Origin of the sequence: Blastomonas natatoria (assembly GCF_003201955.1) — a bacterium.
Classification (GTDB): Bacteria; Pseudomonadota; Alphaproteobacteria; order Sphingomonadales; family Sphingomonadaceae; genus Blastomonas; species Blastomonas natatoria.
In genome coordinates this window covers 161,968-174,475 of the sequence record NZ_QJJM01000005.1, presented here as the reverse complement: position 1 = coordinate 174,475, position 12,508 = coordinate 161,968, and the positions used below count along the sequence as shown (strand labels likewise).

Below are 12,508 nucleotides of genomic sequence, written 5' to 3'. Positions count from 1 at the left end.
CCCGCTTTTTCATTCGGCGCTTGCCACTGAGCGGGACCCCCGCCTTCGCGGGGGTGACGATGAGAAGGTTGGCCAAGATCCTCCACCATGGCTTGGCGTGCCCCCCTGACCACCAGACACGAAAAAGGGCGACCTGCGCAGTGCAGGCCGCCCTTTTCTTCATCCCCAGGCCCGCAGGCCTGGGAGCAGAAGATTACTTGAGCTCGACGGTGCCGCCGGCTGCTTCGATCTTCGCCTTGATGTCTTCGGCTTCAGCCTTGCTGACGCCTTCCTTGATCGCCTTGGGAGCGCTTTCGACCAGGGTCTTGGCTTCGGTCAGGCCCAGGTTGGTGATCGCGCGGACTTCCTTGATGACCTGGATCTTCTTGCCGCCGTCGCCGGTCAGGATGACGTCGAATTCGGTCTGCTCTTCAGCAGCCGGAGCAGCGCCGCCAGCGGCGGGAGCGGCAACAGCCACAGCAGCAGCGGCCGAAACGCCCCATGCTTCTTCCAGGGCCTTCGAGAGTTCAGCGGCTTCCAGAACGGTCAGCTTCGAGAGTTCTTCGACCAGGTTTGCGATATCTGCCATTTTAAGTCTCCAATTCTAAGATGTTGCTTGCCGCAGCCGATCCGGGCGTGCGGCAGGGGTACCAAAACTTATGCGTCTTCCTTGGCCGCATAGGCGCCGAACACACGGGCGAGCTGCCCGGCGGGAGCCTGAATGACCTGAACCACCTTGGTGGCCGGGGCATTGACGAGACCAATGATCTTGGCGCGCAGTTCGTCGAGCGAGGGCATCGAGGCAAGCGCCTTCACACCTTCGGCATCGAGGACCACATCGCCCATCGCGCCGCCAACGATCTCGAGCTTGTCGTTATCCTTGGCGAAATTGACCGCGACCTTGGCCGCTGCCACCGGGTCGCCCGAAGTCGCAAGCGCGACGGGGCCGGTGAACAGGTCGGCGATCGAGGCATAAGGCGTGCCCTGAGCGGCAAGCTTGGCCAGCCGGTTCTTGGTCACTTTGTAGCTGGCGCCTTCTGCGCGCATCTTCGTGCGAAGCTCGGTCGACTTGGCAACGGTCAGACCCAGATTACGGGTCACCACCACCACACCGGCTTCACCGAAGGTTGCGTTCAGCGAGGCAACAGCGGCTTCTTTTTCAGCACGATCCATGCCGTTCTCCTTCCACATGAGCGCATCGGCTTTGCGGATGACACAAGGCCATCCACCGGTGCGCCCGGTTGCTTGTGCAGCGCGTAAAGGGCCGTTGCCGGTCCTTGCCGTTCTGCTCGTCTGTCCGTGGGGGGTGTTTGCCGAGCCGAAGCCCCTGCTGCGCCAATGGCGGAAGGGACGTTAAAGGCAGCGTCCGTGCTGCATCGCTGCGGGCACGGTGAAAAACATGTCCCCGTCTAGGCTGGAAATTAAGCGGGGCAGATCCCCCGCACCAACTGTCTCGGACGGCGATCGGATATGCTCTTGCGAGCAATCCGGTCGGCGCGGGCATTAGCAGCTACGAGCAAGGAGTCAAGCTTGCGCGTGGCACTCAGGGCACTCGGGTGACGCTGACCCGCTGTTCAACCAGCTCGACCGTCCCGAAGGCCGTCAGAAAAGCCACGTCGAGCGCATCGCGGCCGACGCCGATCTTCACCATGTCGGCGGCGGTCGCCATTCCAGTGGGATCGACCAGATGCCAGGCCCCGCCTTCGCCTTGCGGATCGGCCAGGAACACCTCTGCCACCGCATGAAAATCCTGCGGCGTGACATCGGGCGCATAGACGCTGGCGAAACGTGCCGGGATCGAGCAGGCGCGCGCGAGCACGATCATCACATGCGCATAGTCGCGGCACACCCCATGGCGCGTGACGAAGCTGTCGAGCGCGGTGGTCGTCGCGTCCGAGCTGCCGGCCTGATAGGTGAAGTGCTCGGCGATCCAGTCGCGCATCGCCGCGATCCGGGCACCGCCCGAAAGCTCCCCGAACTCGGTATCGACGAAGCTGTGGAACTTGGTCGCCGGGCAGTAATGCGAATCGAACAGATACTGCACCGTTTCGCCCGGCAGCTGGTGCAGCGGCATCTGCGGCAGCGTGGCGACATCGGCCAGATCGCGCAGCACCGTCATCCGCGCGCGATAATCGATGCTGAGCCGTCCGCTGGTGCGCAGCCAGATGCGGTCGCCGATCCCGTCGAGCGCGGCAACGCGGACGAAATGGTCGCAATGCGATGCCTGGATATGTGCCTGCTCGATCCGCTGTTCGGGGATGGCGGCAGCCTCGACCTGAAGCAGGATGTCTGTCGGAACCTCCATGTCATAGGTGAGCGTGACGTGAAGATCGAGGGTCATGGGGTGCGGCTCCGGCCAGAAGGGATGGGCGATGCAGGGTGGCTGTCGAAGCCAGACACCAAAAAGGGGCCGAAGGTTCCCCTCCGGCCCCTGAATGGCTTAGCAGCAGATTGTGACAATCAGCCCGCGTGCACTTCCGACACGTCGACCTTCAGGCCGGGGCCCATCGACGAGCTGACCGAGATCTTGCGCAGATACTTGCCCTTGGAGCCCGAGGGCTTGGCCTTGACAATCGCATCGACGAACGCGTCGAAATTGGCGCGCAGTGCCTCGTCCGAAAAGCTCGCCTTGCCGATTCCCGAATGGATGATACCGGCCTTTTCGACGCGGAATTCGACCTGGCCGCCCTTGGCCGCCTTGACGGCTTCGGCGACGTTGGGGGTCACGGTGCCGAGCTTCGGGTTCGGCATCAGGCCCTTGGGACCCAGCAGCTTGCCGAGACGGCCGACCACGCCCATCATGTCCGGGGTGGCGATGACGCGGTCGTAATCGACCTTGCCGTTCTGCATTTCTTCCATCAGGTCTTCGGCACCCGCACGCTCGGCACCGGCGGCCAGAGCCGCTTCGGCCTTGTCGCCGCGTGCGAACACGGCGACGCGGACGTCCTTGCCGGTGCCCGAAGGCAGCGACACGACGCCACGCACCATCTGGTCGGCGTGACGCGGGTCGACGCCCAGGTTCAGCGCGACTTCGATGGTTTCGTCGAACTTCGACGTGGCCAGTTCCTTGATGGTCTTGATGGCGTCATCGACGCTGTACAGCTTGTTCGCGTCGAGCTTGGCGGCGAGAGCCTTTGCCTTCTTGGTCACCTTTGCCATGATACTCAGCCCTCCACCACTTCAAGGCCCATCGACGTCGCCGAGCCTTCGATAATCTTCGTTGCCGCTTCAATGTCATTGGCATTGAGGTCGGCCATCTTCACCTGCGCGATTTCCGCCAGCTGCGAACGCTTGATGGTGCCCGCGCTTTCCTTGCCGGGAAGCTTCGAACCGCTCTTGAGGTTCGCAGCCTTCTTGATCAGGTAGCTCGCTGGCGGAGTCTTGGTCACGAAGGTGAAGCTGCGGTCGCCGTACACGGTGATGACGGTCGGCAGCGGGGTGCCCTTTTCGACTTCCTGCGTCGCAGCGTTGAACTGCTTGCAGAATTCCATGATGTTCACGCCGCGCTGACCCAGGGCAGGGCCGATCGGCGGAGAGGGGTTTGCGGCACCAGCGGCCACCTGCAGCTTGATATAGCCTTCAATCTTCTTTGCCATGATGGCACTCCTTCATTCTGTCAGGCGACAGCCATGTGCCGGTCGCCCTCAAATTAAGCGGTCAAGCAGCGCACCCGAGGATGAGCCTTCCGCACGGTGCATCCTCTCTCCTTCAGGGGAGAGGATACGGAGCGTTACCGGCTTGCCGGTTACGCGGAGTTGGAGAGGGGCCGCGTTCGGATTGAACGTCGGAGCCCCGCTCCCACTGCGACTAGGCAGCAAGCTGCCAAGTCTCGTTGCCCTCTCCCCTAAAGGGGTGAGGGAAAAGAATCATTTCGCCAGTTCGACATGCTCGAAATCGAGATCGACCGGCGTCGCGCGGCCAAAGATCGAGACCGAGACCTTGACGCGGGCCTTGTCGAAATCGAGCTCCTCGACAATGCCGTTGAAGCTGGCGAACGGACCTTCGAGCACCTTGACCGAATCGCCGATCTCGTAATCGACGTCGATACGGGCGCGCGGCGCGTTGGCGGCTTCTTCCTTGGTGTTCAAGATGCGCGCAGCTTCGGCATCGCTGATCGCCTGGGGCTTGCCATTGGGGCCGAGAAAACCGGTGACCTTGGGCGTGTTCTTGACGACGTGATAGACATCGTCGGTCATCTTGAGCTTGGCCAGCACATAGCCGGGGAAGAACTTGCGCTCGGTCTGCACCTTCTTGCCGCGGCGCACTTCGGTCACGGTTTCGGTCGGCACTTCGACCTGCTCGACCAGCGCCGACAGGCCCATGCGCTCGGCATCGGCCAGAATCGCGTCGCGGACCTTGTTCTCGAAGCCCGAATAAGCGTGAATGATGTACCAGCGCGACATTCAGTTCTCTTTCAAAACAGCGGATTGGCGATCAGGCCAGGGTGAGCAGCCACTTGACGATGGCGCCGAAGATCGAATCGACGGTCAGGAAGAAGATGGCGAGGATCGTCATCAGGATGAACACCATGATCGACGTGGTCACCGTTTCCTGGCGGCTCGGCCAGACGACCTTCGAGGCTTCGGTCTTGACCTGGTTCACAAACTCACCGGGACTGGTCTTCTTGCGTTCGCTGGCCATGGCCTTCAACTTCCCTTGTTCCGAAAGGCGGGCATATCCGCTTTGGCAGGCACATCGCCGCCAGCCTTGCCCGGCTGAAACACGATATATGCACCCTGTCGGAGAAAGACAGCCCCATAGCCGCGCAAATCCGCAGAAGCAAGGGGATTCAATGGTCGGGGAGACGCCCCATCAGGGGACGATCGATCGCCGCTGGCAGGAGTGGAGGGACTCGAACCCCCGGCATTCGGTTTTGGAGACCGACGCTCTACCAGCTGAGCTACACTCCTGTGCGGGCAGGCGACGCCCTTAGCGGGTGCAACCGCGCAGTGCAAGCGCTGCTGCAACGATCCTGTGGCCCGATATGAAAATCGGGGCGATCGCTAGTCCGATGGAGGCGCCCAAGCAGCGCATTCCAAGGGAGGCGATCACCCCGTATTTCATTGCGGCATCGCACGGAGCCCTGAAAGGACCCCGGCGACGAGGCGCATCAGCGCTTCGAGAACTGGAAGCTCTTGCGCGCCTTGGCCTTGCCGTACTTCTTGCGCTCGACGGTGCGGCTGTCGCGGGTCAGGAAGCCTGCCTGCTTGACGGTGCTGCGCAGCGCGGGTTCGTACTTGGTCAGCGCCTGGCTGATGCCGTGCTTGACCGCGCCGGCCTGGCCCGAAAGACCGCCGCCCTTGACGGTGCAGATCACGTCATACTGATCCTTGCGATCGGTAATGTCGAACACCTGGTTGATGACGAGACGCAGCGTCGGGCGTGCAAAATACACGGCCTGGTCGCGCTTGTTGACGATGATCTTGCCGGTGCCGGGCTTCAGCCACACGCGGGCCACGGCATCCTTGCGGCGACCGGTGGCATAGGCGCGGCCCTGCTTGTCAAGCTCCTGCTCACGCAGCGGGGCGTTGGAAACCTTGACGGCGGGTGCGTCGGTGGTTTCGATGTCGGCGGCGATGTCCTTGATGTCGGACAGGGATTGCACGGTATCAGACATTATGCACCCACCTTGTTCTTGCGGTTGAGCGAGGCCACGTCGAGCACTTCAGGCTGCTGGCCGGCATGCGGATGTTCGGTTCCGGTAAAGAGATGCAGGTTGCGCATCTGCTTGCGACCGAGCGGACCGCGGGGGACCATGCGCTCCACCGCCTTTTCAAGCACGCGCTCGGGGAAGCGGCCGTCCAGCACCTTGGCGGCGGTCACTTCCTTGATGCCACCGATATAGCCGGTGTGCTTGTAATAGACCTTCTGGCCGCGCTTGTTGCCGGTCAGCTGCACCTTGCCGGCGTTGATGACGATGACATGGTCACCGCAATCGACATGCGGGGTGTAGCTCGGCTTGTGCTTGCCGCGCAGGATATTGGCGATGATCACCGCAACGCGGCCGACCACCAGTCCGTCGGCATCGATAACATGCCATTTCTTTTCCACCTCAGCCGGCTTGATCGACTTGGTGGTCTTGAGCAAAGCCTTCATGGCCTTCAACCTTCCAAAACGTCCTCCGCTGCGATGTCCGGACCTTGCTGATCCAGACGACAACCGGCTGACAGATTTCTGTGACACGACAGGCCGGCGCTATGCAGGCCTGAGCGAAGCGCGGCTAATGACGATCAGGCCCCGATTCGTCAAGCATTTTGGGGGTTTTGGCGTAGGGTATCATGATACCATCAAGGTTCTGACCCTGCATGAGTCCGAGAAAACCCTCGATTTGCACGACCGACAGGAGCTGTCGCCCGGCGCAGTTCAGTCGATCGCCAGTGTCTGGCCGAGCACCCATGCACGAAAGCTGGGCGGGCAATATTCCACGGGCAGCACCAGCACCGCCGGCTCGTCATAGCTGTGCAGATGCACGATCCGCGCGACCAGCGCCTTGGACTGGGGCAGGGCGGTCTTGAACAGCACCGGCACTTCCGCCTGTTCGGTCAGTTCGCCATTCCAGTGATAGATCGACTGGACCGTGCCGAGCACGTTGGCGCAGGCGGCAAGCTGTTCGCGCACCACCGTACGCGCGATCGTCTGCGCCTCTTCCTTGTCGGCAAAGGGGCAATAGACCAGCCGGATCTCGCTGGTGTCGATCAGCGAATCGCCGATCATGCCGGGCGCGTCGCACCCTTGTGGCCCAGGCTGTGGGCGCCCCAGGCGACCGTACCGACCAGGATCGCGCCCACGGCCTGGTGCAGCACCGCCAGATGCAGATCGACGCTGCTCATCACCGTGGCGATGCCGAGCAGCACCTGCACCCCGAACGCGCTGTGGATCGCGATCGAGGCGGGCCGGTCTGCCTTGCGCACCGCACGCGCCATCACGACGAGCGCGGCTACCGCGACGAATGCCCACCAGCGATGGAGAAAGTGGAGCAGGAACGGGTCATGGGTCAGCGCGTGCACCACGCCCTGCGACCAGTCGACATCCTGCGGGAAGAAGCTGCCGTTCATCAGCGGCCAGCTCTTGGCGGCATAGCCCGCGTTGAGCCCGGCGACCCAGGCTCCGAGCAGCAGCTGGACGAACAGCAGCAGGATCGTCGCCAGCGCCACGGCCGTCATCCGTGCTGGTCGGGCGTCGGGATCGCGCGCCAGCACCTGCAGGTCGCGCGCGGTCCAGATCAGCCCGGCCATGATGAACAGTGCATTGAGCAGGTGAACGGCGAGGCGGAAATGGCTTACATCGGTGCGCTCGGTCAGGCCCGATGCCACCATCCACCAGCCGATCGCGCCCTGCAGACCGCCCAGCGCGAACAGGGCGAACAGGCGCCAGCCATAGCCCTTCGGTATCGCTCGGCGGATCGCGAAATATGCGAAGGGCAGCGCGAAGGCCAGGCCGACAAGGCGTCCGAGCAGACGGTGAACATATTCCCAGAAATAGATGTTCTTGAACTCGGCCAGCGTCATGCCGGCATTGACCTCGATATATTCCGGGATGCGCTTGTATTTCTCGAATTCCGACACCCAAGCGGCTTCGCTGAGCGGCGGCAGCGTGCCGGTCACGACATTCCACTCGGTGATCGAAAGGCCCGATTCGGTCAGCCGGGTGATGCCGCCGACCACGACCATGCAGAAGACCAGCAGGGCAACCCCGTAGAGCCAGAGGGCAATGGCGCGCGGGGCGGCGCGGGGGACAGACAGAGGGGCGGCGATCCGAGGCTGGGACAGGCTGGTCATACGCCCGCATTTCGGATTGTGCGGCCGCCGTTGCAAGGTGTTTTTGCGTGGGCTGCCCGGCCGATCGCGGAACTTTATGCGAGACGGTGCATTGCGCAATGATATTATATCACCTATTAGAGCTGCCATGTTGTCTCGTATCACCCGTTCGGGCCGTCTTGATTCGGCCGCGATCGCATTGTCTGCGCTGTGCATGGTGCATTGCGCGGCAGGCATCTGGCTGGTCGCCGGATTCGCCTCGATGGGCGGCATTTTCCTCTCGCCCTGGGTGCACGAGATCGGCTTCGTGCTGGCGGCCGTGATGGCAGCCATCGCGCTGGGCCACGGTCTGAAGCTGCACGGCGCGCGCACGCCGCTGATGATCGGCAGCGCCGGGATAGCGGCCATGCTCGCAGCGATGACGGTCCCCCATGGCGGATCTTGGGAATATGCGCTGACCTTTGTCGGCGTGGCCCTGCTCAGCATCGCCCATCTGCTCAACTATCGCGCAGCACGGCAGCACTGATCGTCTCTGCAGGTCATATTGGGGCTTGCCCTGGCCCCTTCATCCGCGCCAAGAGTCGCGCCCTATGAACAGCACCTCCACCGATACCGCCCAGATCACCGTCCATATCAATGGCGAGCCGCGACGCGTGCCTGCCGGGCAGAGCATTGCTGCACTGGTCGAGACGCTGGGCTTCAACCCCGCAAAGGTGGCCGTGGAGCGCAATCTGGATATCGTGCCGCGCTCGACCCTGGCCGATGTCGCGGTGTCCGAGGGCGATCGACTGGAGATCGTGCACTTTGTCGGCGGCGGCGATCATGAACCTGGCGATGACAGCTGGACCGTGGCCGGTCATACCTTCCGCTCGCGCCTGATCGTCGGGACCGGCAAGTACAAGGATTTTGCGCAGAACGCGGCAGCCGTCGAAGCCTCCGGCGCCGAGATCGTCACCGTCGCGGTGCGCCGTGTCAACGTGTCGGATCCCAATGCGCCGATGCTGACCGATTTCATCGATCCGAAGAAGATCACCTATCTTCCCAACACCGCAGGCTGCTTCACCGGCGAGGAGGCGATCCGCACGCTGCGCCTCGCGCGCGAGGCGGGCGGCTGGGATCTGGTCAAGCTCGAGGTGCTGGGCGAGGCGAAGACGCTGTATCCCGACATGCACGAAACCCTGCATGCGACCGAGATCCTCGCCAGGGAAGGCTTCAAGCCCATGGTCTATTGCGTCGATGACCCGATCGGCGCGAAGCGGCTGGAAGATGCGGGTGCGGTGGCGATCATGCCGCTGGGCGCGCCGATCGGATCGGGCCTGGGCATCCAGAACCGGGTGACCATCCGGCTGATCGTCGAGAATGCCAAGGTGCCCGTGCTGGTCGATGCCGGTGTCGGCACGGCATCGGATGCCGCGATCGCGATGGAACTGGGCTGCGACGGCGTGCTGATGAACACCGCGATCGCCGAGGCCAGAGACCCCATCCGCATGGCACGGGCAATGAAGCTGGCCGTCGAGGCCGGACGTGACGCCTATCTTTCGGGTCGCATGGGAACGCGCAAATATGCAGATCCCTCGAGCCCGCTGGCAGGGCTGATCTGATAACGTTCCACGTGGAACCGCACACGATCGTCACCCTGACCAGGCAGGTCAGCATTCCGTAACGGAAGTGTGACCGAATCTTGCCGATTCGATGACAGTTTCTTAGCATATGTAACATTGGTCGATACAGCTGTGTCGTTCGTCGACAGCTGTAGTCGTTGAGCGACATCTGCTGCGCCCTTGTCGAGCGCGGCGCGACCCTGGCGGCATCCTCCCCTATCCAGATGATGTCGCCGATGCTCCATAGCTCCCCAGGCCGGACATCGGCGGCAAACAACAACAAGACCGGTCCTGCAGGGACCCTTGCCAGCAGGACCGGTCCCAACGTTCAGTTTGCTTGCCCATCGAAAGGACCCCACCCCATGTTCGCCCGTGCTCTTGCCCCGATCGCTACCCGCACCCTGGCCGCCGCCGCTGCTTCGGCCGTCCTCTTTTCCGCCGCCGTCCAGGCCAAGCCTGCCATATCCGAGCAGACGGTCGGCAACCGCCTCGTCCGCAGCGTCGAAGTTCCGTTCGTCGATCTGGACCTGACCACGCCCGAGGGCACCGAGACGCTCAAGGTCCGTTTGCGCTCAGCGACCCACCAAGTCTGTGGCAGCCTGCCCCGTGGCCCGCTGCGCGAACAGACCGACTACAAGAATTGCGTCAGGGAAACGACTGTCAGCGGCCAGCGCGCCATGGTGACGCTGATCGCCCGCGCCGAAGCTGGCGAGAATTTCAAGCCCGGCGAACGGATAGCCGTCGGCAGCTGACCTTCCTCAGTTTTGCCAACCCCTTGGTAAAAAACAGACTGGACCGGTGGCCCCCAAGCCGCCGGTCTCTTTCTGCATGCGCCCGGATTTTCTCGCGGTGCCCGAACAGGGTTGAGGCGGACGCAAAGGATGCGCCCGCCTCAGTCCTTTGCGACCCAAAGGACTAGCTCTGATGCTGGTTGACGGCCCGAAAGCCGCCAGGATCAGCGATAGAATACGTGATTGTCCACAGCCGCAAGGCGCTGCATGCGCCAGCCGGGCGAGACATGGCGCGCGTGGAAGAACAGGGCGCCCTCGACCGGGCTGTCCCACGCGTCCTTCATCGCGATCTGCGCGATGGCCACGGCTTCCTTCCAGTCCTGGCTGGAAGCCGGAATGGCCGGCATGCGGCCGCCACGGACGAACGAGAACTGGCTGGGCTGATAGACGACGCCGCACAGGCTGCTGGCAAAGCGGCCAGAATCGCGGCGCGCGATCACGACCTTGGCCACGGCCAGCTGGCCATTGAGCGTTTCGCCCTTGGATTCGAAATAGACGGCACCGGCCAGACAGCGGGTTTCTTCGTCGATCTCGGCTGGAATATCGGACATAGACACGAGCTGCGCCAGGCTTTCAGCCTTGAGCGGCGGCTGGGCGGTCTGAGTGTCGATCTGCTGGGGAGCGGTTCCGGCGTCGGCAATGGCTTCGACAGCGTCCTGGGGGGCGCTGGAGTCCGTCTGTTCGCTGCTCTGGGCGGGAACCGGCTGGATCATGTCGGCGATCAGCGGCGATGCAAGAGCGGCTGAAGCGTCGGTAAAGGCGATGGTGGCAATGCTGTAGAGTGCCACGGCGGCCATGCTGGCGGCCTTGAGGATCTTACTCATTATAGACTTTGACTGTGCGGTGAATCACCACGACCGGAACACGCATCGGACAGAAATGCCCGGGCGGTCCCGGAGGGCAACCCCCCGTCTGCGTGCTAGCCCTGTTCTTCTCTGGCTTGTTGAAAAAGCCGGGGAACCATTGGAGCCGCCTGCGCGTTGAACGATGGAGCGGCCCCTCTAGCAGAGGGCCAGGCGAGTCAACTCATCGCAGCGATTATAGCGTCGAACTGTGCGCGGCTGGCGACATCCAGTTCGATAATCCACAGATCCGCATCGCGTGACCGGCGTCTTTCGATATAGTCGGCCATGCTGCCCTTGCGCGCAATGGCCTCAGAATCGTCGCTCCAGACCTCCTGCCAGTCGGTCTTTCCGTCCATTCCCCTGAACATTTCGAACAGCGCATTGTCCTGCCCGCGCATGGTACGCGCGATCAGGATCGCACCGGATACCGGGTCTCCCCTGGCGATGAGGGTGGCAAAGGCGCCGGAAGCGGCAGACAGGCGTTTGAGCGCTTCGATCCGGACATTGGCGGCGAGCCGCGGCTCGATCACCGAGCAGTCTCGCCTGGCGGCACAGCATAGCCTTCCAGCCCCGACAGCGGGATGTGCGACCGCATGAAGGTGCCCGTACCGCGTGCGATTTCCTCCCCTTCGGAATCGACCAGCCGCGATTCCCCAACCCACACACGGCGACGCCCGCTGACCCAATGGCCCTCGGCATAGACCGGCCCGGCCCGGACCGGCGCCGTGAAATGCAGGTTGAACGCCGTGGTCAGCAGGAAACGGTCGGTGACCAGCGCATTGCAGGCGTAGAAGGCCGCATCGTCGAGCATCTTGAAATAGAGCGTGCCGTGCGCGGCCCCGGCCGCATGAAAATGTTCGGGCGTAACGTCAAAGTCGATCCGCGCCTTGCCAGCGCCTGTAATCGTCAGGCGGGACGGGAACAGCCGGTTGATCGCGGCAGCAGCATACAGGCGCTCGAGCGCACGAAAATGCGCCTCCTCGCCCGGTCCAGCGGCACGTTCAGGCAGCGTCACGATCCAGCTCGGCGGTCACCAGCGCATAGATGGCGTCGGGATCGTCGGCTCCCTTGATCTTCGCCAGCGTCTTTTCGTCACGCGTGAGGCGCGAGATATGCGCCAGCGCCTGGAGATGCATGGCTCCGGTCGCGACCGGCGAAAGCAGCGCGATCACCAGATCAACCGGGAGATTGTCGATCGAACCGAACTCGATCGGCTTGCCCAGGCGCAGCACGACGGCGACCGAGTGATCCAGCCCTTCCATCTTGCCATGGGGAATGGCGACCCTGCGGCCAAAGCCGGTCGAGCCAAGCTGCTCGCGCTCGAGCAGACAGGCGAGCACCTTGTCCGCATCGAGCCCGTAGCAATGGCCAAACTGTTCGGCCGCAAGTTCGAGGACCTGCTGCTTGTCCGCGACGCGCGCAGAGATCAGCACCGCCTGCTTGTCGAGTTCGAACCACGCCATGACAGTCAAAATTCTCGATTCTGTCGCGCCGGTCCCGGTCGTTGCGGGAACGGCGCGTACGAATGGTGTTCA

The 12,508-nt window shown here is 63.1% G+C and carries 18 protein-coding genes and 1 tRNA gene; 3 read left to right on the top strand and 16 right to left on the bottom strand.

The window, feature by feature from the left end; all coding sequences use genetic code 11:
- Window positions 1-193 precede the first annotated feature (193 nt).
- From rplL to C7451_RS07930, 12 genes are all read right to left on the bottom strand, one after another.
- On the bottom strand, window positions 194-568 hold the full coding sequence (gene rplL / locus C7451_RS07985) for a 50S ribosomal protein L7/L12 (protein ID WP_060977432.1): 375 nt from the start codon (window positions 566-568) through the stop codon (window positions 194-196).
- A gap of 68 nt (window positions 569-636) precedes the next feature.
- Window positions 637-1,152 carry a 50S ribosomal protein L10 gene (gene rplJ, locus C7451_RS07980; protein ID WP_060977453.1) on the bottom strand — a complete coding sequence of 172 codons (516 nt, stop codon included), beginning with the start codon at window positions 1,150-1,152 and terminating at the stop codon, window positions 637-639.
- Between the two features lie 370 nt (window positions 1,153-1,522).
- Window positions 1,523-2,320, bottom strand: a complete 798-nt coding sequence (locus C7451_RS07975) for a transglutaminase-like domain-containing protein (RefSeq protein ID WP_110298438.1) — start codon at window positions 2,318-2,320, stop codon at window positions 1,523-1,525.
- A 119-nt stretch (window positions 2,321-2,439) separates the two neighbouring features.
- Window positions 2,440-3,138, bottom strand: a complete 699-nt coding sequence (gene rplA, locus C7451_RS07970; RefSeq protein ID WP_110298437.1) for a 50S ribosomal protein L1 — start codon at window positions 3,136-3,138, stop codon at window positions 2,440-2,442.
- Between the two features lie 5 nt (window positions 3,139-3,143).
- Window positions 3,144-3,575, bottom strand: coding sequence for a 50S ribosomal protein L11 (gene rplK / locus C7451_RS07965; protein ID WP_110298436.1), 432 nt, complete (start codon window positions 3,573-3,575; stop codon window positions 3,144-3,146).
- Between the two features lie 270 nt (window positions 3,576-3,845).
- The gene (gene nusG / locus C7451_RS07960) at window positions 3,846-4,382 is read right to left on the bottom strand and encodes a transcription termination/antitermination protein NusG (protein WP_023839461.1); all 537 of its coding nucleotides are present in this window, start codon (window positions 4,380-4,382) and stop codon (window positions 3,846-3,848) included.
- Window positions 4,383-4,413: 31 nt separating this feature from the next.
- Window positions 4,414-4,620 (bottom strand): preprotein translocase subunit SecE, encoded by a 207-nt coding sequence (gene secE / locus C7451_RS07955; RefSeq protein ID WP_110298435.1) that lies wholly within the window; start codon window positions 4,618-4,620, stop codon window positions 4,414-4,416.
- Between the two features lie 193 nt (window positions 4,621-4,813).
- A tRNA-Trp gene (locus tag C7451_RS07950) sits at window positions 4,814-4,889 on the bottom strand.
- Between the two features lie 200 nt (window positions 4,890-5,089).
- The gene (gene rpsI, locus C7451_RS07945; protein WP_110298434.1) at window positions 5,090-5,596 is read right to left on the bottom strand and encodes a 30S ribosomal protein S9; all 507 of its coding nucleotides are present in this window, start codon (window positions 5,594-5,596) and stop codon (window positions 5,090-5,092) included.
- Window positions 5,596-6,075: a 50S ribosomal protein L13 gene (gene rplM / locus C7451_RS07940; protein ID WP_110298433.1), complete on the bottom strand. Its 480-nt coding sequence runs from the start codon at window positions 6,073-6,075 to the stop codon at window positions 5,596-5,598. Before rplM ends, rpsI begins: the two co-directional genes overlap by 1 nt.
- Window positions 6,076-6,342: 267 nt before the next feature.
- Complete coding sequence (gene cutA / locus C7451_RS07935; RefSeq protein ID WP_110298432.1) at window positions 6,343-6,693, bottom strand: divalent-cation tolerance protein CutA; 351 nt, start codon at window positions 6,691-6,693, stop codon at window positions 6,343-6,345.
- Window positions 6,690-7,757: a COX15/CtaA family protein gene (locus tag C7451_RS07930; RefSeq protein ID WP_110298431.1), complete on the bottom strand. Its 1,068-nt coding sequence runs from the start codon at window positions 7,755-7,757 to the stop codon at window positions 6,690-6,692. Before C7451_RS07930 ends, cutA begins: the two co-directional genes overlap by 4 nt.
- A 127-nt stretch (window positions 7,758-7,884) precedes the next feature.
- Between C7451_RS07930 and C7451_RS07925 the strand changes: the two genes are divergently transcribed.
- The 3 genes from C7451_RS07925 (at window position 7,885) to C7451_RS07915 (ending at window position 10,089) form a co-directional block, all read left to right on the top strand.
- Complete coding sequence (locus C7451_RS07925) at window positions 7,885-8,262, top strand: MerC domain-containing protein (protein ID WP_110298430.1); 378 nt, start codon at window positions 7,885-7,887, stop codon at window positions 8,260-8,262.
- 64 nt (window positions 8,263-8,326) lie between these two features.
- On the top strand, window positions 8,327-9,337 hold the full coding sequence (gene thiS / locus C7451_RS07920; protein ID WP_110298429.1) for a sulfur carrier protein ThiS: 1,011 nt from the start codon (window positions 8,327-8,329) through the stop codon (window positions 9,335-9,337).
- 362 nt (window positions 9,338-9,699) lie between these two features.
- Complete coding sequence (locus tag C7451_RS07915) at window positions 9,700-10,089, top strand: UrcA family protein (RefSeq protein WP_167398478.1); 390 nt, start codon at window positions 9,700-9,702, stop codon at window positions 10,087-10,089.
- Window positions 10,090-10,292: 203 nt separating this feature from the next.
- Here C7451_RS07915 and C7451_RS07910 read toward each other — a convergent pair whose 3' ends face one another.
- From C7451_RS07910 to C7451_RS07895, 4 genes are all read right to left on the bottom strand, one after another.
- Complete coding sequence (locus tag C7451_RS07910; RefSeq protein WP_110298427.1) at window positions 10,293-10,952, bottom strand: cell wall hydrolase; 660 nt, start codon at window positions 10,950-10,952, stop codon at window positions 10,293-10,295.
- A gap of 197 nt (window positions 10,953-11,149) precedes the next feature.
- Window positions 11,150-11,503, bottom strand: a complete 354-nt coding sequence (locus C7451_RS07905; RefSeq protein WP_167398477.1) for a DUF1491 family protein — start codon at window positions 11,501-11,503, stop codon at window positions 11,150-11,152.
- The gene (locus C7451_RS07900; protein ID WP_110298425.1) at window positions 11,500-11,988 is read right to left on the bottom strand and encodes a PaaI family thioesterase; all 489 of its coding nucleotides are present in this window, start codon (window positions 11,986-11,988) and stop codon (window positions 11,500-11,502) included. The genes C7451_RS07905 and C7451_RS07900 overlap by 4 nt, the downstream gene beginning before the upstream one ends.
- Window positions 11,975-12,436: a PTS sugar transporter subunit IIA gene (locus C7451_RS07895; RefSeq protein ID WP_110298424.1), complete on the bottom strand. Its 462-nt coding sequence runs from the start codon at window positions 12,434-12,436 to the stop codon at window positions 11,975-11,977. Before C7451_RS07895 ends, C7451_RS07900 begins: the two co-directional genes overlap by 14 nt.
- Between the last annotated feature and the right edge of the window lie 72 nt (window positions 12,437-12,508).

Excerpts from the sequence above, each read along its gene's own strand:
- rplL (WP_060977432.1), bottom strand. The coding sequence starts at position 568 with ATGGCAGATATCGCAAACCTGGTCGAAGAACTCTCGAAGCTGACCGTT.
- rplJ (WP_060977453.1), bottom strand. The coding sequence starts at position 1,152 with ATGGATCGTGCTGAAAAAGAAGCCGCTGTTGCCTCGCTGAACGCAACC.
- C7451_RS07975 (WP_110298438.1), bottom strand. The coding sequence starts at position 2,320 with ATGACCCTCGATCTTCACGTCACGCTCACCTATGACATGGAGGTTCCG.
- rplA (WP_110298437.1), bottom strand. The coding sequence starts at position 3,138 with ATGGCAAAGGTGACCAAGAAGGCAAAGGCTCTCGCCGCCAAGCTCGAC.
- rplK (WP_110298436.1), bottom strand. The coding sequence starts at position 3,575 with ATGGCAAAGAAGATTGAAGGCTATATCAAGCTGCAGGTGGCCGCTGGT.
- nusG (WP_023839461.1), bottom strand. The coding sequence starts at position 4,382 with ATGTCGCGCTGGTACATCATTCACGCTTATTCGGGCTTCGAGAACAAG.
- secE (WP_110298435.1), bottom strand. The coding sequence starts at position 4,620 with ATGGCCAGCGAACGCAAGAAGACCAGTCCCGGTGAGTTTGTGAACCAG.
- rpsI (WP_110298434.1), bottom strand. The coding sequence starts at position 5,596 with ATGTCTGATACCGTGCAATCCCTGTCCGACATCAAGGACATCGCCGCC.
- rplM (WP_110298433.1), bottom strand. The coding sequence starts at position 6,075 with ATGAAGGCTTTGCTCAAGACCACCAAGTCGATCAAGCCGGCTGAGGTG.
- cutA (WP_110298432.1), bottom strand. The coding sequence starts at position 6,693 with ATGATCGGCGATTCGCTGATCGACACCAGCGAGATCCGGCTGGTCTAT.
- C7451_RS07930 (WP_110298431.1), bottom strand. The coding sequence starts at position 7,757 with ATGACCAGCCTGTCCCAGCCTCGGATCGCCGCCCCTCTGTCTGTCCCC.
- C7451_RS07925 (WP_110298430.1), top strand. The coding sequence starts at position 7,885 with ATGTTGTCTCGTATCACCCGTTCGGGCCGTCTTGATTCGGCCGCGATC.
- thiS (WP_110298429.1), top strand. The coding sequence starts at position 8,327 with ATGAACAGCACCTCCACCGATACCGCCCAGATCACCGTCCATATCAAT.
- C7451_RS07915 (WP_167398478.1), top strand. The coding sequence starts at position 9,700 with ATGTTCGCCCGTGCTCTTGCCCCGATCGCTACCCGCACCCTGGCCGCC.
- C7451_RS07910 (WP_110298427.1), bottom strand. The coding sequence starts at position 10,952 with ATGAGTAAGATCCTCAAGGCCGCCAGCATGGCCGCCGTGGCACTCTAC.
- C7451_RS07895 (WP_110298424.1), bottom strand. The coding sequence starts at position 12,436 with ATGGCGTGGTTCGAACTCGACAAGCAGGCGGTGCTGATCTCTGCGCGC.